Source organism: Leucobacter musarum subsp. musarum (assembly GCF_001273845.1).
Classification (GTDB): domain Bacteria; phylum Actinomycetota; class Actinomycetes; order Actinomycetales; family Microbacteriaceae; genus Leucobacter; species Leucobacter musarum.
Genome location: NZ_JHBW01000087.1, coordinates 268,150 through 289,543, shown reverse-complemented (window position 1 = coordinate 289,543; position 21,394 = coordinate 268,150). Strand labels below are relative to the sequence as shown.

At 65.2% G+C, this 21,394-nt stretch carries 17 protein-coding genes; 10 read left to right on the top strand and 7 right to left on the bottom strand.

Annotated elements, in window-relative coordinates:
• Positions 1-22: 22 nt before the first annotated feature.
• Positions 23-2,494 (bottom strand): DNA gyrase/topoisomerase IV subunit A, encoded by a 2,472-nt coding sequence (locus CH42_RS10345; protein WP_053353094.1) that lies wholly within the window; start codon positions 2,492-2,494, stop codon positions 23-25.
• 10 nt (positions 2,495-2,504) lie between these two features.
• Between CH42_RS10345 and CH42_RS10340 the strand changes: the two genes are divergently transcribed.
• Entirely contained in the window at positions 2,505-3,704 is a 1,200-nt protein-coding gene (locus CH42_RS10340; RefSeq protein ID WP_053353569.1) for an alkaline phosphatase family protein, read from the top strand.
• 19 nt (positions 3,705-3,723) lie between these two features.
• On the opposite strand, the gene sepH is transcribed toward CH42_RS10340, so the two are convergent.
• A complete protein-coding gene (gene sepH, locus CH42_RS10335; protein WP_053353568.1) occupies positions 3,724-4,977 on the bottom strand; it encodes a septation protein SepH in 1,254 nt (417 codons plus the stop codon).
• A 223-nt stretch (positions 4,978-5,200) separates the two neighbouring features.
• On the opposite strand from sepH, the gene CH42_RS10330 reads away from it, so the two are divergent.
• Positions 5,201-5,491: a DUF4193 domain-containing protein gene (locus tag CH42_RS10330; RefSeq protein WP_053353093.1), complete on the top strand. Its 291-nt coding sequence runs from the start codon at positions 5,201-5,203 to the stop codon at positions 5,489-5,491.
• 76 nt (positions 5,492-5,567) lie between these two features.
• Here the strand turns inward: CH42_RS10330 and CH42_RS10325 are convergent, their stop codons facing one another.
• The gene (locus CH42_RS10325; RefSeq protein WP_053353567.1) at positions 5,568-6,050 is read right to left on the bottom strand and encodes a DUF3093 domain-containing protein; all 483 of its coding nucleotides are present in this window, start codon (positions 6,048-6,050) and stop codon (positions 5,568-5,570) included.
• A 46-nt stretch (positions 6,051-6,096) separates the two neighbouring features.
• On the opposite strand from CH42_RS10325, the gene dut reads away from it, so the two are divergent.
• From dut to dxs, 5 genes are all read left to right on the top strand, one after another.
• Positions 6,097-6,564 carry a dUTP diphosphatase gene (dut, locus tag CH42_RS10320; protein ID WP_082309396.1) on the top strand — a complete coding sequence of 156 codons (468 nt, stop codon included), beginning with the start codon at positions 6,097-6,099 and terminating at the stop codon, positions 6,562-6,564.
• Between the two features lie 64 nt (positions 6,565-6,628).
• On the top strand, positions 6,629-7,318 hold the full coding sequence (locus CH42_RS10315) for a DUF3710 domain-containing protein (protein ID WP_053353092.1): 690 nt from the start codon (positions 6,629-6,631) through the stop codon (positions 7,316-7,318).
• On the top strand, positions 7,315-8,157 hold the full coding sequence (locus CH42_RS10310; RefSeq protein ID WP_053353091.1) for a DUF3159 domain-containing protein: 843 nt from the start codon (positions 7,315-7,317) through the stop codon (positions 8,155-8,157). Before CH42_RS10315 ends, CH42_RS10310 begins: the two co-directional genes overlap by 4 nt.
• Before the next feature lie 62 nt (positions 8,158-8,219).
• Complete coding sequence (gene acnA / locus CH42_RS10305) at positions 8,220-10,907, top strand: aconitate hydratase AcnA (protein WP_053353090.1); 2,688 nt, start codon at positions 8,220-8,222, stop codon at positions 10,905-10,907.
• A 122-nt stretch (positions 10,908-11,029) separates the two neighbouring features.
• Positions 11,030-12,997 (top strand): 1-deoxy-D-xylulose-5-phosphate synthase, encoded by a 1,968-nt coding sequence (dxs, locus tag CH42_RS10300; RefSeq protein ID WP_053353089.1) that lies wholly within the window; start codon positions 11,030-11,032, stop codon positions 12,995-12,997.
• Positions 12,998-13,049: 52 nt separating this feature from the next.
• Here the strand turns inward: dxs and CH42_RS10295 are convergent, their stop codons facing one another.
• From CH42_RS10295 to CH42_RS10280, 4 genes are all read right to left on the bottom strand, one after another.
• Entirely contained in the window at positions 13,050-15,191 is a 2,142-nt protein-coding gene (locus CH42_RS10295) for a 3-hydroxyacyl-CoA dehydrogenase NAD-binding domain-containing protein (protein WP_053353088.1), read from the bottom strand.
• 4 nt (positions 15,192-15,195) lie between these two features.
• The gene (locus tag CH42_RS10290; RefSeq protein ID WP_394325244.1) at positions 15,196-16,389 is read right to left on the bottom strand and encodes a thiolase family protein; all 1,194 of its coding nucleotides are present in this window, start codon (positions 16,387-16,389) and stop codon (positions 15,196-15,198) included.
• Positions 16,390-16,513: 124 nt separating this feature from the next.
• A complete protein-coding gene (locus tag CH42_RS10285; RefSeq protein ID WP_082309395.1) occupies positions 16,514-17,704 on the bottom strand; it encodes an HRDC domain-containing protein in 1,191 nt (396 codons plus the stop codon).
• A 3-nt stretch (positions 17,705-17,707) separates the two neighbouring features.
• A complete protein-coding gene (locus CH42_RS10280; protein WP_053353087.1) occupies positions 17,708-18,325 on the bottom strand; it encodes a DUF3000 domain-containing protein in 618 nt (205 codons plus the stop codon).
• Between the two features lie 83 nt (positions 18,326-18,408).
• Between CH42_RS10280 and CH42_RS10275 the strand changes: the two genes are divergently transcribed.
• Genes CH42_RS10275 through CH42_RS10265 form a run of 3 tightly spaced genes read left to right on the top strand, consistent with a single transcriptional unit; the run spans position 18,409 to position 21,362 of the window.
• On the top strand, positions 18,409-19,629 hold the full coding sequence (locus CH42_RS10275) for an alpha/beta hydrolase family protein (RefSeq protein WP_053353086.1): 1,221 nt from the start codon (positions 18,409-18,411) through the stop codon (positions 19,627-19,629).
• Positions 19,630-19,657: 28 nt separating this feature from the next.
• On the top strand, positions 19,658-20,722 hold the full coding sequence (zapE, locus tag CH42_RS10270) for a cell division protein ZapE (protein ID WP_053353085.1): 1,065 nt from the start codon (positions 19,658-19,660) through the stop codon (positions 20,720-20,722).
• A gap of 31 nt (positions 20,723-20,753) precedes the next feature.
• The gene (locus tag CH42_RS10265) at positions 20,754-21,362 is read left to right on the top strand and encodes a hypothetical protein (protein ID WP_239684013.1); all 609 of its coding nucleotides are present in this window, start codon (positions 20,754-20,756) and stop codon (positions 21,360-21,362) included.
• Positions 21,363-21,394: the final 32 nt, after the last annotated feature.

The following is a 21,394-nucleotide window of genomic DNA, read 5'->3' as shown; positions in this document are numbered from 1 at the left end:
AGTATCGCCGGCGCGGAGAATGTCAGGGAGCGACGCCCACGTAGGCAGCCGAGCCATCGATGGGCTGGCCTGAGCCATCGCGCTTGCCGAGTTCGACGGGAAGTTTGCGAGCGGTGCCATCAGAGGCCAGAGCGCGCGGCTCTCCGGTACCCACCCAAGCGCACGCGATCTGGTCTTCCCACTTGAGGAAGCGCTGAGCGCGCACGCCGCCGGTGCCGCGGCCTTTTGCCGGGAACTCGGCCCAGTCAGAAACTTTCGCCGTTGCGACATCGGTGCCGGGAAGGGTGATCGAGCTGTCGGCAATAGTGACGACGCGGGCCTCGGCATCAGCCGCGACCGATCCGGCGAACACGACTCGTGCGTCGGCAGCGAGACGAATGCCCGCCATACCCGCAGCGGGCCGGCCCTGGGGGCGAACAGACCCGGCGCCGAACCTCAGCAGCTGTGCGTCGCTGGTCACGATCGCGAATTCATCAGAGTCTGCGGCGACGAACGCGCCGACCAGAGCATCACCGCTCTTCAACGCGATCACTTCGAAGCTCGGCTTGGCGGGCAGGTCGGTGAGTACGACGCGCTTGACGGTTCCCTGCAGAGTGAAGAGCCCGATCGGGGTCTCCGTGTCGAGCGGAACGATGCCGACGACGCGGAGCTTCTTATCGGTGACTCCGATGTACTCCGCAAGTTTTGCACCCGCGGAGAACGCGATGCTCGCGGCGGGAACCGACGGGAGGTCGACCGGGGTGAATCGCTGCAGTGTGCCGTCCGAGAGAATCGCCCCGAGCTCACCACGAACCGTGCCGTCGATGCTCGCAAGCACGGCGCCATGCTTCGTGGCGCGCGGTGCCGGCCGGGTCGACTCGGGGGCTTCGGGATCACGCTCGATGCGCAGGGCCCGACCGGTGACCGAGAGCAGCACGGTGCAGGGGGAGTCGGCGACCTCAAGCGAGGCCGTTGAAGCCGCCGAACGGGTCGGGCGCATGACCGCTCCGGTCAGAACGGTGCGCCGCGGGGTGCCGAATGCTTCGGCAGCAGCATCCATCTCGTCGGCGACCACGCCGCGGAGGCGCTCGTCACTGCCGAGGATGGCCAGGAGCGACTCGATTTCTGATTGCAGCTCGTCACGCTCGGCCTCGAGCTCGACCCGCGAAAACTTCGTGAGGCGACGCAGGCGCAACTCGAGGATGTACTCGGCCTGCAGCTCAGACAGGTCAAAGACCTGCATGAGCCGAGTGCGGGCGGTTTCGGCGTCATCGCTCGTGCGAATGAGCTGAATGACTTCGTCGATGTCGAGGATGGCGATGAGTAGCCCCTCGACCAGGTGCAGACGTTCGCGACGCTTCCGCAAACGGAACTCAGTGCGTCGGGTGACAACGGAGATGCGGTGATCGAGGAAGACCCGCAGCATTTCGCGGAGTCCGAGTGTCTGCGGCTGCCCCTCGACGAGCGCCACCGAGTTGATACTGAACGAGTCTTCGAGCGGCGTGTACCGATAGAGCTGCTCGAGCACGGCTTCGGGGGAGAACCCGGTCTTCAACGTGATGACCAAACGCAGCCCATTCTTGCGATCGGTCAGGTCGGCGACATCGGAGATGCCGGAGAGTTTCTTCGCGTCGACACCTTGCTTGATCTTCTCGATCACGCGCTCGGGACCCACGAGGTAGGGGAGCTCGGTGACGACGAGCCCGGTGCGTCGCGGTCCGAGCTGCTCGACGGACGCCTTGGCGCGGGTGCGGAAGGCTCCGCGCCCAGAGCGGTAGGCGTCTTTCACGCCGTCGAGGCCGACGATCGTGCCGCCGCCAGGAAGGTCGGGGCCGGGGATGAACTCCATCAGCTCGTCGACGGTCGCCTCGGGATGGTGCAGCAGGTGTTTGGCACCATCGACAACCTCGATGAGGTTGTGCGGTGCCAGGTTCGTCGCCATGCCGACCGCGATGCCGCTGGCGCCGTTCACGAGCAGGTTGGGAACCGCAGACGGCAGCACCTCGGGCTGCATGATCTGATTGTCGTAGTTCGGCACGAAATCGACGACGTTCTCGTCGAGCGACTCCGTCATGGCGAGCGCTGCGCCCGCGAGCCGTGCTTCGGTGTATCGGGACGCGGCTGGCCCGTCATCGAGAGAACCGAAATTGCCGTGCCCGTCGATCAGCGGCAAGCGGAGGGCGAATCCCTGTGCGAGACGCACGAGCGCGTCGTAGATCGACGAATCGCCGTGCGGATGCAGCTTGCCCATGACCTCGCCGACCACGCGAGCGGACTTCACATGCCCCTTCTCGGGGCGCAGACCCATGTCTTGCATCATGAAGAGGATGCGGCGCTGCACCGGCTTCAACCCGTCGCGCGCGTCGGGAAGCGCGCGCGAGTAGATCACCGAATAGGCGTACTCGAGGAAAGAGCCCTCCATCTCTTGCGAGATGTCGATATCTTCGATGCGTTCGCCGGCGAGCTCATGGGGTGCATCCGGAGTGCCGGCGGATGACGTGCGGGGGTCGGTCATAATGGAAATCATGCTACCGACGACGACCGACAACGGTGCGAGGCTTGCCGCGATTCTGCCAAGCGGCCTGGCGGCGATGGCCCGCGGTGCCGGGCACGCGGTGCCCGAGGAGTTGCGCATCGCGTCCGATGTCACCCTCCCGGCGATCCGCTCGTTCGTCATGATCGTGGTCGACGGTCTGGGGAGCGCGAATCTCTCAGCCGCAATCGGACATGCGCCGACCCTCGGGCGATTGCAGCGCAAACGCATTGAAACGGTCGCCCCGTCGACGACCGGAGCCGCGCTCACCACTCTGGTGACGGGAGCACTCCCGGGGGATCACGGGCTGATCGGCTATCGAATTCGGCACCCCGAACTCGGGTTGATCACGACACTGCGTGATTGGGACGGGATCGCGGATCGTGCGGCGTGGCAACGCGCGCGACCGCTGTTCCATCTTGCCGGCGATCTCGGAGCGCGCGCCTTCGCGATCGGTCGCCCGGCGCACGCGTCAGGCGGGCTGACCGAGGCGATTCTCGCCGGGGCGGAGTACGTCGGCGGGCAGCGAATCGAGGATCGCTTTTCGGCCGCATCTCAGCTGCTGCGCGGCGGCGAGCCGGCAGTCGTCTACCTCTACGTCGATGAGCTTGACAAGGCCGCACATGAATTCGGCTGGCAGAGCGACGCGTGGCGACACCGTCTCGAGCAGCTCGACGGCGCACTCGAGTCACTGCTCAGAGGCTTGCCCGGCGATGTCGGGGTCGTGGTGACCGCGGATCACGGCATGGTCGATGTTGCAGCGCATCAGCAGGTCATGATCGGCGCCGATTCACTGCTGCTCTCCGGGGTCGATGACATCGGCGGGGAGCCGCGCTTTCGCGCTTTGTATCTCAGCGATGGCGCCGATGCGGAGGAGGTCGCTCTTCGCTGGCAAGAGGCCGAAGGCGGACGTGCGTGTATCTTCACGCGTGAGGCGGCCGTGCGATCCGGAGCGTTCGGCAATATCGCACCAGAGGTCGCTCCGCGTCTCGGCGATGTGATGATCGCCGCACGCAAACAGATCGCCTACTACTCGCATCTCGACGACCCGAGATCGCTCTCGATGGTGGGGCAACACGGATCATTCACCGATGAGGAACGGGGAGTGCCGCTCGCGCTTGCCGGCGCGCTCGCCGGAACAGGATTCGCGAACGCCGTGGCCGCGGTAGCTCGAGCGCGCGCCGAGGCCTGAGCGGCCATCAACTCAGCGTCTACTGCGCTGGATCTTCGTCGCTGCGGGTGCCGAACAGGATGTCGTCCCAACTCGGAATCGAGGCCCGACCTTTCTTCGCAGGGCGCTCGGACTCGCCGGACGAAGCCGGTTCGTTCGGGCGCATCGAGCTCGGTCGCTCCTGAATATCAGGGGTGCCAGAATTACCCTGGGGTGCCTGGTCGCGCGTCGAGCCGGGGGCCGACACCCCGGCGTTGCCCCAGATGCTGCGAGGGGATGCAGCGCGCTCCGAGGCTTCCGGAAGCGAGACGGGTGCGGTCGCGTCGTTCGTCGAGTCGTCGTCCTTGCGTTCCACGGGAGACGGTGTAATCGCCGGCCCAGAATCTGCGAGAGCGTCCAGATCAAGCTCCTGAGGCTGCAGGGCGGCATCGCGTTTGACCTGGTCCCGTTCCCCACGCCGCTTTCGAAGCGCATCGAGCAGATCTGCAGTCTGGCTGAGATCCGCCGGTGCTGCGGCGTCTGATGAGATGGCGCGCTGATCGATCTCTTTGCGGCGCTCGTACTCGGCATTCGAATTTGCGGGCGGCGTCGCGTCGGTGTCCGCTTCGGGACCCGACTCGGTCTCGATGTCGGAAGCGTCGGCAGAGAAATCTTCGCCGGTATCTTCCGCGAACGTATTCGCCTCGAAGCGGCCGCTACGTTCCCCACCGTCGACTGCGCGCAGCTTCGGAATCAATCGGTCGCCGACTTCGCCCTGCTTCGACAGGTTCACCGCGTCCGGATTGATCGGCGCGAGAATGTTCTTGCGATGATCGAACGTCCACACGGCGCGATGGGCAACGTCATGCGAGATGAACTCCAGACTGACCATCCACCCCCGCTCCTCATCGCGCCATGAACTCCACTCGCTCGTGTCCGACGCGAGCCCGATGAGTCGCTCGGCGATGACCGCACCGAAACGCTCATCCGCCTCGTCAAGCGCATCGGTGCGCACCGGCACAGCGTGCGCACGCTCAAGGATGTAGCGACGCTCGGCGAGTACTGGCTCCTCGTAGCGTTCGACGTCGGCCTCGTCGAGCCCGGTCTCCGCAATCACCTCGGCGCGTGACTTCCCGGAGCGGATGAGCGCCTGGATTTCACGCGGCCCGACTTTTCCGGGCTCACGCTCGCGACGCGACAAGTGACGAAGCTCGCTCAGCGCGGCCTCGTCTACCAGGAAGCGGAACTCGTCGCCGGCGTCGTTCGCGACGATCAGCGACCGGTCATCTCGGCGCACAAAGCGCAGTTCGTCCATCGGCGCATCTCCTTCGTGAGTCGCGAACCAGAGTGACATAGAGTGTTGGCGATTCAGCGCATTGACGCGGGCGCGTGGCGATATGCCCGCGCAGAGGGTGTGTGCGACTTCGCGCTCAGAGAACTCTGAGCGGAACAGTTTGCGCCAGACAAGGTTCGTGCGGCAGACTATGGCCGCTCGAAGGATAAGGTGCCGATAGACCGGCACGGGAATGCAGGAGAGAATGGCCACCGATTACGACGCCCCGCGCAAGACCGAAGAAGACGCCGATTCGATCGAGGCGTTGAAAGAGCGTGGACCAGCCAAGGGCGCCTCGGGCCTCGATTCAGAGGATGCCGACAATCCCAGCTTCGATCTGGGAGGCAACGACCTCTCTGACGTCGAACTCGATGTCGTCGTGCTGCCGCAGCAGGATGACGAGTTCACCTGCGTGAGCTGCTTCCTGGTGCGTCACCGCTCACAGATCGACCACGAGACCGATCTCGGGCCGATCTGTCGGGAGTGCGCAGCGTAATTCCCGCTGAAACGACTGTGGCTGCGTGCCGCCCGGAATCGGGCGAACACGCAGCCACAGTTGTAGTGCGAGAGATTCAGGCCTCGTGCGCGTCGCTTCGCGTCGACGCGATGGCGGCGGAGAGCTTCTGCGGGTGTCGGGTCGTCAGGATCCAAAACGGCGCCGGGTCGTTCGCATCCGTGACCTCAATCCGCACACCCCGATGAATCCATCCGCGCAAGAGCAGGTAGTTCCGCGCGTCAGCTCCCGGTCCGATCGCTGCTTTCAGTGCTTCGGCTCCGAGAAGTTCGACGGCTCCGAGGTGATGGAGCGGGATCCGCGCACGCCCGGCGACGAGTGAATCGTCAGCGACCTCGATCGATGGGCTGAGCAGCAAGAACGTGAGCGCAAGAATGACGTACACGATGACGCCGGTCGGAATCGCCCACTGCGCATTGATCGGAGTCAACACCAGGGCTACCGCGGGGATCACCAGGATGAGTGAAATGAACAGGCTCGGGCCGGGGAGCAGTCGTTCCCGGTAGGAGGAAGTCGTCGGTGCGGAGGCATCACGGGTCATGCTGCCATTATCTCGCGGGCCGAGCTGGGAGCAGCCGATCCAGCGCATGTGCGGCCCGATCAGATACGCTGAGCGGGTGAGTGATGTTGTTGAGGTGCCGATTGTCGCCGAGTTCGCCCCCACGTATGCCCACCCCGGAGATGCGGGAGCAGATCTCAGGGCCGCGGAGTCAGTCGTGCTCGAACCGGGCGAGCGAGCGCTCATCGGAACGGGTGTCTCAATCGCTCTTCCCGATGGATACGTCGCGTTCGTCGTGCCGCGCAGCGGCTTGGCGGCGAAGCACGGTATCACGGTGGTGAATTCGCCCGGCACCGTCGATGCGGGCTATCGCGGAGAACTCAAGGTCACGTTGCTGAATACGGATCGCTCGGCTGCGTTTGCCGTGGAGGTCGGGGATCGCATCGCCCAGGTCATCATCATGCCCGTGAGCCGTGCGGTGTTCACTCCGGTGCCGGAGCTTCCGGAGAGCGTCCGCGGCACCGGCGGCTTCGGCTCGACCGGCGTACAGAACTGAAGACAGACAGTCGGCGCATGAGCGCCGCAATCGGCCAATACCGGCCGCAGGAGGAGACGCAATCATGAGTGATGCACAGACGCCCGAGTCTGACGAGCTCGACCCGAACGCCGCTGACGCGTTGGAGGTGCGCGACGCAGAGCTTGCCGCGCCCGACGACAGCAAGTCTGCGCCCACGGATCGCGAAACGGCGGGTCCGTTCGATGTCAGCGAAGTCCCCGCAATGCGTCCGTATGTCGACCTGGGCGGCATCAAGGTTGCGCCTCGTGAGGGATTGCAGTTGCGCCTTGAGGTCGATGAGCGTGCGAATCGTGTCGTCGCCGTGTCGCTGGAGTACGCGGAGTCGCTGCTGCAGGTGCAGGCATTCGCCGCACCGAAGACGACCGGCCTCTGGCACGGGGTGCGCTCAGAACTTGCCCATCAGATGACCACTCAGGGCGGCACCGCGACGGAAGAGGAGGGTGTGCTGGGAACGGAGCTGTTCGTGCAGACCCCCGCGCCTGATGAACAAGCAGGCACTCGTGCCGCGCGCTTCATCGCCGTCGATGGACCGCGATGGATGCTCCGCGGCGTCATCATGGGCAAGGCAGCTGTCGATGCAGGTGCACGTGAACGGGTCTTCGACCTGTTCCGTGAGCTTGTCGTGGTGCGCGGTGATCAGCCCATGCCGCCGAGCGAGCTGCTGCCGCTGAAGGTACCCGCCGGAGTGCAAGGCGAACGCCAGGCACCCGAAGGCGGAACGCTCGCAGTGTGACCGGCCCCGAAGGTTCTGCAGGGCCAGAACGCAGTGCGCCTGAGGGTTCACAGCCGGAATCTGAGCGGACTCCGCTGATCCCGCCGCCTGCGGCCGAACCCGTGTCGGTGACGCGTGAGTTCGGAGGCGCGCTGGGGCGCACCGTGCGCGCCGGAATGTCTGGAGAGGCGCTTTCGGGTCGTGGCGTCCTCGAAGCGATTGGAGGGTGGCGGGGTATCGCCGAAACCCTCGTGCCCGGCCTGCTCTTTCTCGTGCTCTTCACGCTCACCCGCGACGCGAGACTGTCGGCGATTGCGCCGGCCGCTCTCGTCGTCGTGCTCATCGTGATTCGACTGCTGCGGCGCGAACCGCTTGTGTCGGTCTTCTCTGGGGCGGCCGGCGTCGCCGTTGCCGTCGCGGCAACGATATTCACGGGGCGCGGAGCCGACTACTACGTTCCGGGCTTCATCACGAATATCGTTTGGTCGCTGGGGCTGCTCCTGTCGGCGGCGGTCGGATGGCCGCTCATCGGACTCGCGCTCGGAGCACTGCGCGGCGATCTGACCGGCTGGCGCCGGGTGCGGGCGCTGAAGCGCATCGCGACGTGGCTCACCCTGCTCTGGGCGGCGCTGTTCGTGGCGCGACTCGCCGTCCAGCTCCCGCTCTACTTCGCCGCGCGTGGCGACGACGGGGGAGCGGCGACCGATGCGCTCGGGATCGCTCGCCTGGTCATGGGGGTGCCGCTCTTCGCACTGGTGGTGGTCTTTACGTGGATGGTCCTCAATCGTCTGCCCCGATCATCAGATGATCCAAGCGGAGAATCTGAGGAGAACACTGGGCAAAACGCCCCGTCGGCGTGACAATGGTGGTGTCGGTTCGGGTATAGAATTATCTCGACATCGAGACACATTGGAGGAGCTCAATGGGAGCCGTCAACAGCTTCGACGCGAAGAGCACCCTCGCCGTCGGCGAGAACGAATACGGAATCTATCGCATCGATCAGGTCCCTGGCCACGAGCGGCTGCCCTACAGCCTGAAGGTGCTGCTGGAGAACCTGCTCCGCACGGAAGACGGCGCAAACGTCACCCGTGAGCACATCGAAGCCCTGGGCAATTGGGATCCTTCGGCGCAGCCCGACACGGAGATTCAGTTCACCCCCGCGCGCGTCATCATGCAGGACTTCACGGGCGTGCCTTGCGTCGTCGATCTCGCGACGATGCGCGAGGCCGTTGTCGACCTGGGTGGCACCCCTGACAAGATCAACCCGCTGGCGCCCGCCGAGATGGTCATCGACCACTCGGTGATCTCCGATGTGTACGGCACTCCCGGCGCGGCCGCGCGCAACGTTGAGATCGAGTACCAGCGCAACGGGGAGCGCTACCAGTTCCTTCGCTGGGGCCAAGGCGCGTTCGACGAGTTCAAGGTCGTTCCGCCCGGAACCGGCATCGTGCACCAGGTCAACATCGAGTACTTGGCCCGTGTGACGTTCACCCGCGACATCGACGGCGAAACCTTCGCATACCCCGATACCTGCGTGGGCACCGACTCGCACACCACGATGGAGAACGGCCTCGGTGTGCTCGGTTGGGGTGTTGGTGGTATCGAGGCTGAGGCGGCCATGCTGGGTCAGCCCATCTCGATGCTGATTCCCCGAGTGGTCGGCTTCAAGCTCTCAGGCCAGATCCCCGCGGGCGTCACCGCCACCGACGTGGTGCTCACGATCACCCAGATGCTGCGCAAGCACGGTGTGGTCGGCAAGTTCGTCGAGTTCTACGGCGAGGGTGTCGGATCGGTTCCGCTTGCGAACCGTGCGACGATCGGCAACATGAGCCCCGAATTCGGCTCGACGGCAGCGATGTTCCCCGTCGACGATGTGACGCTCGACTACCTGCGTCTGACCGGCCGCTCGGAAGAGCAGCTCGAACTCATCAAGGCCTACACGCAGGCGCAGGGCATGTGGCACGACGCGTCGCGCGAGCCCGAGTTCAGCGAGTACCTCGAGCTCGATCTGGGTACCGTGGTCTCGTCGATCGCCGGCCCGAAGCGCCCGCAGGATCGCATCGAGCTGTCGCACTCGAAGTCGCAGTTCGAGACGGACCTCAAGAATTACGCCCGGGCGGCCAACCCTGCCAAGGTCAAGGACGCGCAGGGGCGCGAGTTCGAGATCGACCACGGCGCGGTGACGCTTGCGTCCATCACCTCGTGCACCAACACCTCGAACCCTTCGGTGATGCTCGCAGCGGGCGTGCTCGCTCGCAATGCGGCAGCGCGCGGTCTCCAGGCGAAGCCGTGGGTCAAGACGACGCTGGCTCCCGGGTCGAAGGTCGTCACCGACTACTACGAGAAGTCGGGCCTGAAGGTCGACCTCGAGAAGCTCGGCTTCTACACCGTCGGCTATGGCTGCGTGACCTGCATCGGCAACTCGGGTCCGTTGAACCAGGAGATCTCCGACGCCGTCAACGATCACGATCTCGCGGTCACCGCGGTGCTCTCAGGCAACCGCAACTTCGAAGGTCGCATCAACCCCGATATCAAGATGAACTACCTCGCCAGCCCGCCGCTGGTGATCGCGTACTCGCTTGCCGGAACGATGGACTTCGACTTCGAGACCCAGGCTCTCGGTCAGGACTTCGAGGGCAACGACGTGTTCCTCCGCGACATCTGGCCCGACCCCGTCGAGGTCCAGAAGATCGCCGACGAGTCGATCGACTCCGACATGTTCACGCAGAAGTACGCCACGGTCTTCGATGGTGACGAGCATTGGACCTCGCTGCCGACCCCCGATGGCAACACGTTCGCGTGGGATGAGAAGTCGACCTACGTGCGCAAGGCGCCCTACTTCGACGGCATGGAGCTCACGCCGTCACCGGTCACCGATATTTCGGGCGCGCGTGTGCTCGCGAAGCTCGGTGACTCCGTGACGACTGACCACATCAGCCCGGCGGGCAGCTTCAAGGCCGAGACGCCGGCAGGTCAATACCTCGTCGAGAATGGCATCGCACCGAAGGACTTCAACACCTACGGCTCGCGCCGCGGCAATCACGAGGTCATGATCCGCGGCACGTTCGCGAACATCCGTCTCCGCAACCAGCTCCTGGCTGCGGAGAACGACGGTGCGGGCGTCGAGGGCGGCTTCACGCGCGACTTCACGCAGGCCGATGCGCCGAAGTCGTACATCTACGATGCCTCGCAGAACTACCAGAACGCGGGTATTCCGTTGGTGGTGCTCGGCGGCAAGGAGTACGGTTCGGGCTCGTCGCGCGACTGGGCGGCGAAGGGCACCCGACTGCTGGGCGTGAAGGCAGTTATTACCGAGAGCTTCGAGCGTATCCACCGCTCGAACCTCATCGGCATGGGCGTGCTTCCGCTGCAGTTCCCCGAAGGGCAGAGCGCCGATGACCTCGGCCTTGACGGCACCGAGACCTTCGATATCTCGGGCATCACTGCGCTCAACGATGGCGAGACGCCGCGCACGGTCGCTGTGACGGCAACCAAGGCCGACGGTTCGCAGGTCGCCTTCGACGCGGTGGTTCGCATCGACACCCCGGGCGAAGCGGACTACTACCGCAACGGTGGCATCCTGCAGTACGTGCTGCGTTCGCTGGTCTAGCCGCTGCGTGCATTGCGCGGGCCCGGTCGCTTCGGCGATCCGGGCCCACGCTCGTTTGCGGCGCTACTAGACTGATCAGATTCGCGGTTCTCATGCGGCGAAACGGAACGGAGGCCAAGTTCATGGCGATCCTGGATCGAATCTCAGGGCCTCGAGATCTCGACGCGCTCACACTCGATGAGTGCCAAGACCTGGCCGCGGAAATCCGCGAGTTCCTCATCGCTGCCGTATCGCGGACCGGAGGTCATCTCGGGCCGAACCTGGGGGTCGTCGAGCTGACGATCGCGCTGCACCGCGTGTTTCAGTCGCCGCGCGATCCCATCGTGTTCGACACCGGCCACCAGAGTTATGTGCACAAGCTCCTGACCGGGCGGAAAGATTTTTCTGGTCTCCGCAGTCGTGGCGGCTTGGCCGGGTATCCTCAGCGCACTGAATCCGAGCACGACATCGTCGAAAGTTCGCATGCGTCGAGTTCGCTGAGTTGGGCGGATGGCATCTCTCGAGCATTCGCGCGGCGCGCCCAATCTGACCCCACCCAGCTGCATCGGCACGTCGTCGCCGTGGTGGGTGATGGCGCGCTCACCGGCGGGATGACGTGGGAAGCACTCAACAACATCACCGACGACAACGATCGTAACCTCGTCTTAGTTGTCAACGACAACGGGCGTTCATACGCTCCGACGATCGGCGGCATGGCACGGTTCCTGAATTCCGTGCGCTCGAAAGACGCCTACCGCGACCTGCAGGAGGGCAGCGAGAAGCTGTTTTCACGTCTCGGCGCGCCGGGTCGCACCGTCTACCGCGCGGCGCGCGGAGCGATGCGCGGCATGGTCAGCCGGGCATCGGACAACCAGGACCTCTACTCGAATCTCGACATCAAGTATCTCGGCCCCGTCGACGGCCACGACCTCGCCGCGGTGGAAGAAGTACTGCAGCAGGCAAAAGGATACGGTCGCCCGACTCTGGTCCATGTGATCACCGAGAAGGGGCGCGGATATGCTCCGGCAGAGAACGATCTCGCCGACCAGTTCCATGCGATCGGGCAGATCGATCCGGGCAGCGGCGAACCCGTTGAATCAACGCGTGGACGCAGTTGGACGTCGGTCTTCAGAGACCGGATCATCGAGCTCGCCGCGGCCGATGACCGCATTGTCGGGATCACCGCTGCGATGCTGGCGCCCACGGGACTGGACGGCCTCGCCGCAGCGTATCCGGGCCGCGTGATCGACGTCGGCATCGCCGAGCAGCATGCAGTCACGAGTGCTGCCGGGCTCGCCTACGGCGGGATGCACCCGGTCGTCGCGGTCTACGCGACGTTCATGAATCGTGCGTTCGATCAGCTGCTCATGGACGTGGCCCTGCATCGCGCCGGCGTAACGTTCGTGCTGGACCGTGCCGGAATCACGGGGCCCGATGGGGCGAGCCACAACGGCGTGTGGGATCTCGCGACCCTGCAGGTCGTGCCGGGCATTCGGATCGCTGCGCCTCGCGATGCAGCGCGCCTGGACGAGCTCCTGGCCGAAGCCGTGCGCGTCGACGATGCACCCACCGTGCTCCGGTATCCCAAGGGCGCAGTCGGTGACGATATCAGCGCCCTTCGACGTACCGTCGACGGTGTCGATGTGCTGCGAGAAGCGGTGCGTCCGTCGAGCCTCGCTGATCACAGCGCTAGCGGTGACGTGCTGTTCGTTCCCGTCGGGCCACTCGCCGAGGTCGCGTTGGAAGCGGCTGGTTTGCTTGAGCGCGACGGTATCACTGCCTCAGTGATCGATCCGCGGTGGGTGGTGCCCGTCGCCGCATCCGTGATCGACGCAGCGCGGAACCATCGACTGGTCATCACCTTGGAAGACGGCATTCGCGTCGGTGGAATTGGCACCCGAATCCGTCAAGCACTTCGAGATGCGGGCGTCGACACCGCGGTGAGCGAGCTCGGAACGCCGGATGCGTTTCCCGACCATGCTTCGCGCGCCGAACTGCTCCACGATGCCGGATTAACGGCGTCGCAGATCGCGGCGAATGTCGTGGAGCAGGTGCAGGGCACCCGTATTCCGATCGCGCGCCCCGAGACGGAAACCGTCCCCGAGAACTGAGAGGAGCGGGGCGCCCTCGCTGAACTTGAGGACGCCCCGCCCGTCTTCCGCGTTACGACCGGTGCGCCCCGGCAATGCGCGGATCATGGAACGTACCGCCGAATGCTCGCTCGCTCGCTCCTGAACGATCCAGGTAGGGTGTCGCCCCGCCGGCCTGGAACGGCCAGCCTGCGCCAAAGATGAGACACAGATCGATGTCTTCCGCCGCCGCGACCACGCCCTCGTCGAGCATGATCTTGATCTCGTTCGCCACTTCATTCTCGACACGGCGTAGGATCTCATCTTCACCGACGGCGTGCTTGCCGAAGACGCCGGCCTTCTTGGCGGCCTTTGATAGCTCCTCGACCTTGCCGAGCTTCGTCTTCACCAGGGGCGACTCGACCTCGGCGAGACGGTGCAGATTCTCTGACGCGTAGAACCGGTCGGGGAACGCATGGACCATCGTGTCCTGCACGTGTGCCGCGACCTTCCAACCGACGAGATCGATGAGTTCGAACGGCCCCATCGGCAGTCCGATCGGTGCGAGCGCGCGTTCCACGACGGGGAGCGGGGTTCCCTCATCGAGAGCACGTGCGGCTTCGCCCATGACCTTCGCCAGGAGACGGTTGACCACGAAGCCGGGGCGATCCGCGGTGATGACCGCGTTCTTCCCCAGCTTGCGAGCCGTAACCATTGCCGTGGCGAGTGACGCGTCGTCCGTTGCGGGCGTACGCACCACCTCGATGAGCGGCATCACGGCGACCGGGTTGAAGAAGTGGAAGCCGACGAGTCGCTCAGGATGAGCGAGGTTCGCGCCGATCTCTTCGACAGAAAGGGAAGAGGTATTCGTTGCGAGCACGGCAGTCTCGGAAATGATCGGCTCGATCTCCGCGAATACCTGTTGCTTGACACCCAGCTCCTCGAACACGGCTTCAATGACCCAATCGCAGTCCGAGAACTGCGTCTTATCGGTCGTGCCGCGTACAAGTTCGGTGATCTGATTGGCATCGTCCGCACTCAGACGCCCCTTGTCGCGCAGCTTCGCGATCTCGCCGCGGATGTACTCCAGTCCCTTATCGACGCGTGACTGATCGAGGTCGGTGATCAGCACCGGCACCCGCAGTTTCCGGGCGAAGAGCAGTGCGAATTGGCTCGCCATGAGCCCAGCACCTATCACGCCGACCTTGAGCACCGGCTTGGCGAGCGCCTTGTCGGGCGCTCCGGCGGGGCGCTTCGCACGCTTCTGCACCAGATCGAAGGCGTAGATCGAAGCTGCAAACTGGTCGCCGGAGATCAACTCGGCGAGTGCATCGTCTTCGCGTTCGAATCCACGTTTCAGGTCATTGTCTTTTGCGGCACTCAGCAGATCGAGCGCGACGTACGGCGCCCGGGTTGCGGTGCCCAGTCGCGCTTTCAACGTGTCGCGTGCGATCTTGATCGCGGCGGGCCACTTGGTCAGGCGCTCCAGCTTGCCCGGCACGTGCGGTCGCTGCACGGAGATGGATCCTCCCAGCACCCCGTCGGCCCAGGCCAGGGAGCGCTCGAGGAAGCTTGCGGCCCCGAACATCGCGTCGAAGAGGCCCATGTCGAGTGCCTGCTGCGGCTTCAGCATCCGATTGTTCTTGAGCGGGTTCGAGACGATGACCTCGAGTGCCTGTTCGATGCCGATGAGATTCGGAACAATGGTCGCTCCGCCCCACCCCGGAATGATGCCCAGGAACACCTCGGGGAAGGCGAGCGCAGCGGCTGAAGAATCGAGGGTGCGGTAGGTGCAATGGAGGGCGATCTCCATCGCGCCACCGAGGGCGAGGCCGTTCACGAATGCGAATGAGGGAACCCCGAGCTCGCCGAACTTGCCGAGCACGAAGTGGCCGTACTGCGCCATGAGTCGAGCATTCTGCTCGGTCGCGAGCGTTGATACCTTCGAAAGATCGGCTCCCGCGGCGAAGATGAACGGCTTCCCTGTCACCGCGACGGCAACGATCTCACCGGCGGCCGCGCGGCGCCGCAGATCGTCGAGCACAATCGCGAGTGACTGGAGGGTGCGCGGTCCGAGTGTGTTCGGTCGGGTATGGTCTCGTCCGTTGTCGAGCGTGATCAGCGCGAGTGTGCCGCCGGACGGCAGGGTGACATCGCGCACGAACGACTCCGTGATGACCTCGTCGTCAGACGCTTCGATCAGCGGAGTGAAATCGATGCTGCTGTAGTCGGTCATTGCGCTACTTGCCCTTCTTGCCGTCGAAATGCGGGTTTTCCCAGATCGCCGTGCCGCCCTGTCCGAGGCCGACGCACATCGCGGTCACGCCATATCGCACGTCGGGCCGCTGCGCGAACTGGCGCGCGAGCTGCGTCATCAAACGGACGCCCGATGCAGCGAGCGGGTGCCCGATGGCGATCGCGCCGCCCCAGGGGTTGACGCGCGGGTCGTCGTCGGAAATGCCGAAATGGTCGGTGAATGAGAGCACCTGGACGGCGAACGCCTCATTGAGTTCGAAGAGGCCGATGTCGTCGATGGTAAGGCCGGCGCGGCGCAGCGCTTTCTCCGTCGACGGCACCGGGCCGAGTCCCATGACTTCGGGCTCGACACCAGCGAAGCCGAAGCCGACGAGCCGCATCTTTGCACCGAGGCCGAGTTCGCGGGCGGTGTCGGCGCCGGCGAGCAACGAGACGGTCGCGCCGTCGGTCAACGGGGACGCGTTGCCCGCGGTGACGCGACCATGCGGGCGGAACGGGGTCTTCAGCGTTGCGAGGCCATCCATCGTCGTCTCCGGTCGGCGCCCCTGATCTTCGGTTGCGAGACCCCATCCGGTTTCCGAGCGAGTCGCCACCGGAATCAGGTCGGCCTGGATATCGCCACGGTCGTAGGCGGCCTGCACTTTCTGCTGGCTCAGCATGCCAAAACGATCCGCGCGCTCCTTGGTCAATGCAGGGAAGCGGTCGTGCAGTCGTTCCGCGGTGATGCCCATGTTCAGTGCATCCGGGCTCACCAGTTTCTCGGCAACAAAGCGAGGATTCGGGTCTGCGTCGAGTCCGATGGGGTGCTTACCCATGTGCTCGACTCCGCCGGCAATCGCGAGGTCGTACTGACCCGATCCGATCGCTGCGCCCATGAACGACGCAACCGTGAGTGCGCCGGCACACATGCGATCAAGGGCGAACCCGGGCACGGTGACGGGGATGCCCGCAAGCATCGACACTGTGCGGCCGAGCGTGAGCCCCTGGTCGCCTTGCTGGGTCGTCGCGGCGATGCCCACGTCGTCGATGCGCTCGAGCGGTAGCTCGGGGTTGCGCTCGATCAGCCCTTGCAGTGCCTTGACCGCCAGGTCATCGGCACGAGTCCCTGCGTAGATTCCCTTGTCGCCGGCACGCCCGAACGGGGTGCGGACACCGTCCACGAACACAACTTCTCTCATTGCGGCCACTTCGCCTCCATCAGCATTGGTGATCTGCGTTTCCTCCATCCTAGAGAGACGGAGTCTCACGCGTCACGACCTGGCGCCGAGAATGCTGAAAATCTGCGGGAATCACCGCACAGCGTTATGGGAGATCTACAATTACGTCGGCAATAATTGGTGCGGTTATGCCAACCTGCCAGGGGCGCGCTCCGAGCTCCGTGAGACGGAGTGCGATGCTTTCCGCAGAGCGGTCGGCGGGCGGCTGGAATACGACCCGGCGAAGCGTGTCGGGGGTGAGTAGGTTCTCCAGAGGAATCGAGCGCGCCTCGGCTTCAGCCTCGATTGCTGGTCGGGCGGCGTCGAGTCGTGCGGCAGCTTCGGGATGACGCTGCGCCCACGCGCGGTGATGCGGAATCGCCTCTGGGTCGCGCTGCTTCGGTCCCGGCAGGTCCGTTGTCGTCTTCCCGCGCAGGATCGCAGACCACCAGCGCTCGAGCTCACTGCGGCTGGCACGCCCGCGGAACGTCTGCAGGCGCGCGAGGTCGCCGCTCGACCGGGGATTTGCGGCCGCGGCGGCGACGATCGAGGCGTCCGGGATCAGCCGACCGGGTGCCACGTCGCGTTCGCGGGCGAGTGCGTCGCGGGCGTTCCAAAGCTCTCGGGCAAGTGCCAGGGCGCGCGCAGATTTGAGGAGGTGGCCGCCGGAGAGTTTGCGCCACGGCTCTGCGGGGCGCGGCTTCTCGGGTTTGGTGCGCGCCGCTTCGAATTCCTCGATCGCGAACTCTGCTTTCTGCTGTCCGTCAAGATCCGCCGCGATGGCGTCGCGCAGGTCAGGCAGGAGCGCAACGTCGAGCGCCGCGTACTCCAGCCAGGATTCTGGGAGCGGACGCTGCGACCAGTCTGCGGCAGAGTGCGCTTTTTCGAGTCTGATGCCGAGCTTGAGTTCGACGATCGCCCCGAGGCCAACGCGTTCGTACCCGAGGAGTCGCGCAGCCAGCTCGGTGTCGAAGATGCGTTGCGGCACGAGCCCGATCGAAGCCAGGCAGGGGAGATCCTGAGTCGCCGCGTGGAAGATCCATTCCTCCGCCGCGAGGGCGTGCTGCAGCGGCGCAAAATCTGGAATGTCGATGGGGTCGATCAGGAACGTGCCCGCACCACGACGAAACACCTGCACCAGGTAGGCCTCAGACCCATAGGTGAAGCCGGACGCGCGCTCGGCGTCAACGCCGACCGGTCCGGTTCCGCCGGCGAGGGCGTCGGCGGCGCGTTCGAGCCCCTCGGGGTCGCTGACCATGGTCCAGTGGGTATCGAGGTCCGACTGGGAGACCGTCATGCGTTATGCCCCTTCCGCGGCTTGGCGCGAGCGTCGCGCCGCGATGGAGTCTATGCCCTCCGCGTGTGGGAGTCCGGCTAAGAGGCACAAGAGCTCCGACCATGCCTGGGCGTGAACCCCGAAGTCGTTGCCGATCGGCGTCCACGACGCGCGCAGTTCGATCTGGGCGGATTCTCCACGCGCCTCCAGGGCGCCGTAACTGCTCGAGAGCGTCTTCGTGGCGGTGGCAGAAAGGTAGGTGTACTGGGCGCCGCGCGAGTCCAGCGCATCGACGAGCCAGGACCAGGCGACATCTGAGATAAATGGGTCGACACCGATCTCCAGTTCGAGCGGCGCCTGGGCGAAGCACACAATGCGGAATTGGCCGCCCCACTCGTCGAAAGCGTCGGGGTCGTGCATGAGCACGATGCGCCCGGCTCCATAGGGAGAATCGGTGGCCGTACTCGATGCAGGGTCGTGCTGCGACGCGCGGGATACGCCTGCGGCGAGCGCGATCGAATGCGGCGCGATGCGCTCGGGTGCCGCGATTTCCTGGGAGACCAGTTCGCCGCGCAAGCGCGCGGAACGGAGCTGCTCTGCAGCCATGTCGAAGTCGACGGGGGCGCCACCGATGCGTGCCATCACACTGGTGACACTAGAGTTTGCTGTGAACTTCGGGTGGATGCCACGCCGGGATCGACGAAGCGAAGGAGGAGGCCGTCACCATGGTGGATTCTGAGTCGCGACGGGGCCGGGCGGTCGGGCGCGGGGTGCTGGGCGCGCTCGCGGGAACGATGCTCGCCGGAGCAGCGGGCGCCGTACTCGGTGGCGTCGCCCTTGCGCGACGCGCCGTGACGCCGGCTGCCGTCCCCGAGTCGCCAGTCGAAGTCGTCTCGGTCGATGCTGCGGGGCTCGATGGCACGGCTCGCCCGCAAGGGGGCGTGCCCACGGTGCGGCTTCGCGGAACTGATGCAGATCTGCCGGGGCGATACTCGTACCTGTTCCAGGGCGTGGCGGGTCACGCGCGCGTCGGCGAGGTCGTGGCGCATCTCGGAGGTGACGTCGTGCGCGATCTCATCGCCGTCGATCGGGGTGAATTGCTGCCGGGCGTGCTGGGGCGCATCACGGGCTGGTGGTACTCGGAACCCGAAGAACTCGGATTGCGCACCGAGCGCATCACCTATGCAACGGAACTCGGCGATGCCGATGCCTGGATCGTGCACCCGCGCTGGCCCCGAAAGCGTCGGTGGGCGATTCACGTGCACGGCCGTGGAGCACTGCCGGGGGAGACGCTGCGCGGCGTGACTGCGCTCGCGCAGAGCGGGGTCACGAATCTGATCATCAGTTATCGGAATGATCCCGGTGCGCCACAGGGCTTGCGCGGTCGGTACGGAGTCGGCCTCTCCGAGAGCCGCGACGTCGATGCCGCCGTCGCGGAGGCCGTGCGTCGCGGGGCGGAACGCGTGACCCTGGTCGGCTGGTCGATGGGGGGTACCGCCTGCATGGTCGCGGCCACACGTGGTCCGCACCGCGGCGTCATCGATGGTCTGATTCTCGACTCGCCAGCCGTCGATTGGAACGCGCTCCTCCGCTATCACGCTGCGGCCGCCTCGGTACCTGAGGTAATTGCCGGTATCGGTGTGGGCATGCTCTCGCGCGGGTGGGTCGGCGCTGGAGAGAACGGTGGGCTCCCGATCGCGCAATTGCGCCCCGAAACTTTCGCCCGCGATCTCCGCATTCCGGTGCTGATACATGCAAGCCGCGGTGACACGTTCGTTCCGTCTGATGGCGCGGAGCGTCTTGCCGATCTGCGACCGGATTTGGTGCACTTGCGCCTGGTGCAGCGAGCGGAGCACGTGAAACTGTGGAATATAGACCAGGAAGGGTGGGAGCGTACGACGCGCGTCTTCGCACGCGCGCTGCCGCATCCTCCCTGGCGCGGATAAGCACGGTCACGCGGGTACACTGGCTCCGATGGTCTCAGACACCCAGCACAACGCCGCCCGGCTCGTCGACCGGCGACCCACGATCTCCGGTACCGAACTCGTCGCGACCCTGGTGCCTCCGCCCCAGTTCGATCGCGCCTCTTTCGATTCGTACCGGCCGGATCCCGAATACCCCTCCCAGGACGAAGCCCGCGAGCTGCTGCGCGCGTTCGCCGCACCCGCACCGACGGTGTCTCGCGGAGGGTTCTTCGGATTCGGAAAGAAGAAGTCGGCTGACTCAGCCGCTCCTGCGCCGACGAAGCCGGGCATCTACCTCGATGGCGGTTTCGGCGTCGGTAAGACCCACCTGCTCGCGGCCACGTGGCACGCCACGGCCGGTCGCAAGTACTTCGGCACCTTCATCGAATACACCGCGCTGGTCGGTGCGCTGGGCTACAGCGGCGCCGTCGGTGTGCTGCAGGGAGCCCGGCTGATCTGCATCGATGAGTTCGAACTCGACGATCCAGGCGACACCATGCTCATGACGCGTCTCATCGGTGACCTCACCGCGACCGGCACCAAGTTCGTCGCCACCTCGAACACGCCGCCCAACGCGCTCGGCGAGGGGCGGTTCGCAGCTGCCGACTTTATGCGCGAGATTCAAGCGATGTCCGATCGCTTCGTGACGATTCGCATCGACGGCGTCGATTACCGTCAGCGCGACCTCGAGAGCGACGCCATCGCATTGACTGATGACGAGTATCGCTTCGTGTTGGCGGATGTGGCCTCTGCGCACGAGCGTATGACCGACGACGATTTCTCCGAATTGATCGAGCATTTGGCCACTGTGCACCCGTCGAGCTACAGCGGGCTGCTGTCGGGCGTGCAGTGCATCGGCCTGCGGAATGTGCATGAGCTCACCGATCAGTCATCGGCACTCAGATTCGTCGCGTTCATCGACCGTGTGTACGACGCGCAGATTCCCATACGCGCGACCGGCGCGCAGCTCACGACGATTTTTGGCGGCGGCATGCTCGACGGCGGGTATCGCAAGAAGTACCTGCGCTGCATGTCGCGCTTGAACGCACTGACGGCCAGCGAAGTTTCTCAGTAGCGCCAGCCGCACCGTCGAATCAGGAGACGATATGAACGGGACCCCGTCGAACAGAGGGTGGGCGCGAGCGCTCGGTGAATTCGGTCGTTCGTTTCTGACGGCGTTTCTCAAGTCTTCGGGCCGGCAGAATTCCGATCAGCGTTCGGGCTCAGGTCCGAAACCATCTGCACAGGATCGCCGCAACCGACCGGCAACTGCGACGGCCTCGCACGACGAGCGTCTGAGTCCGGGGCGCGATGGCCAAACGGCAACGCGCGAGCTCACCGCGTCGGAGACGCGTCTCTTGCGGCCGAGCTACGAGCCGAACCCTGACGGCGATCCTGACCCCGGGGAAGTCGTTTGGACCTGGGTGCCCTACGTCGAGAACGATGGTCGTGGCAAAGATCGACCGGTGCTCATCATTGCTCGCATCGACAACGAGACCACCGCGGGGTGCTACCTGAGCACGAAGCAGCACCGTGGCTTCGTTTCAGTCGGCACCGGGGGCTGGGACAGTCAGGGGCGCGAGAGCTTCCTCTCGCCCGAACGCGTACTCCGTATCACGAACGATGGGATGCGCCGCGAAGGTCACGTGCTTGACCGGAGCCGCTTCGTTGATGCGGTCGCCGCAGTCGTGCGCGAACACGGGATCCGTGGGTGACCCGGAGCGGTTGATGCTCCGTACTTTCATGC

Excerpts from the sequence above, each read along its gene's own strand:
- CH42_RS10280 (WP_053353087.1), bottom strand. The coding sequence starts at position 18,325 with ATGGCACGCATCGGTGGCGCCCCCGTCGACTTCGACATGGCTGCAGAG.
- zapE (WP_053353085.1), top strand. The coding sequence starts at position 19,658 with ATGGTCTCAGACACCCAGCACAACGCCGCCCGGCTCGTCGACCGGCGA.
- CH42_RS10325 (WP_053353567.1), bottom strand. The coding sequence starts at position 6,050 with ATGACCCGTGATGCCTCCGCACCGACGACTTCCTCCTACCGGGAACGA.
- dxs (WP_053353089.1), top strand. The coding sequence starts at position 11,030 with ATGGCGATCCTGGATCGAATCTCAGGGCCTCGAGATCTCGACGCGCTC.
- CH42_RS10275 (WP_053353086.1), top strand. The coding sequence starts at position 18,409 with ATGGTGGATTCTGAGTCGCGACGGGGCCGGGCGGTCGGGCGCGGGGTG.
- acnA (WP_053353090.1), top strand. The coding sequence starts at position 8,220 with ATGGGAGCCGTCAACAGCTTCGACGCGAAGAGCACCCTCGCCGTCGGC.
- CH42_RS10315 (WP_053353092.1), top strand. The coding sequence starts at position 6,629 with ATGAGTGATGCACAGACGCCCGAGTCTGACGAGCTCGACCCGAACGCC.
- CH42_RS10340 (WP_053353569.1), top strand. The coding sequence starts at position 2,505 with ATGCTACCGACGACGACCGACAACGGTGCGAGGCTTGCCGCGATTCTG.
- CH42_RS10330 (WP_053353093.1), top strand. The coding sequence starts at position 5,201 with ATGGCCACCGATTACGACGCCCCGCGCAAGACCGAAGAAGACGCCGAT.
- CH42_RS10345 (WP_053353094.1), bottom strand. The coding sequence starts at position 2,494 with ATGACCGACCCCCGCACGTCATCCGCCGGCACTCCGGATGCACCCCAT.
- CH42_RS10285 (WP_082309395.1), bottom strand. The coding sequence starts at position 17,704 with ATGACGGTCTCCCAGTCGGACCTCGATACCCACTGGACCATGGTCAGC.
- dut (WP_082309396.1), top strand. The coding sequence starts at position 6,097 with ATGTGCGGCCCGATCAGATACGCTGAGCGGGTGAGTGATGTTGTTGAG.
- CH42_RS10295 (WP_053353088.1), bottom strand. The coding sequence starts at position 15,191 with ATGACCGACTACAGCAGCATCGATTTCACTCCGCTGATCGAAGCGTCT.
- CH42_RS10265 (WP_239684013.1), top strand. The coding sequence starts at position 20,754 with ATGAACGGGACCCCGTCGAACAGAGGGTGGGCGCGAGCGCTCGGTGAA.
- sepH (WP_053353568.1), bottom strand. The coding sequence starts at position 4,977 with ATGGACGAACTGCGCTTTGTGCGCCGAGATGACCGGTCGCTGATCGTC.
- CH42_RS10290 (WP_394325244.1), bottom strand. The coding sequence starts at position 16,389 with ATGAGAGAAGTTGTGTTCGTGGACGGTGTCCGCACCCCGTTCGGGCGT.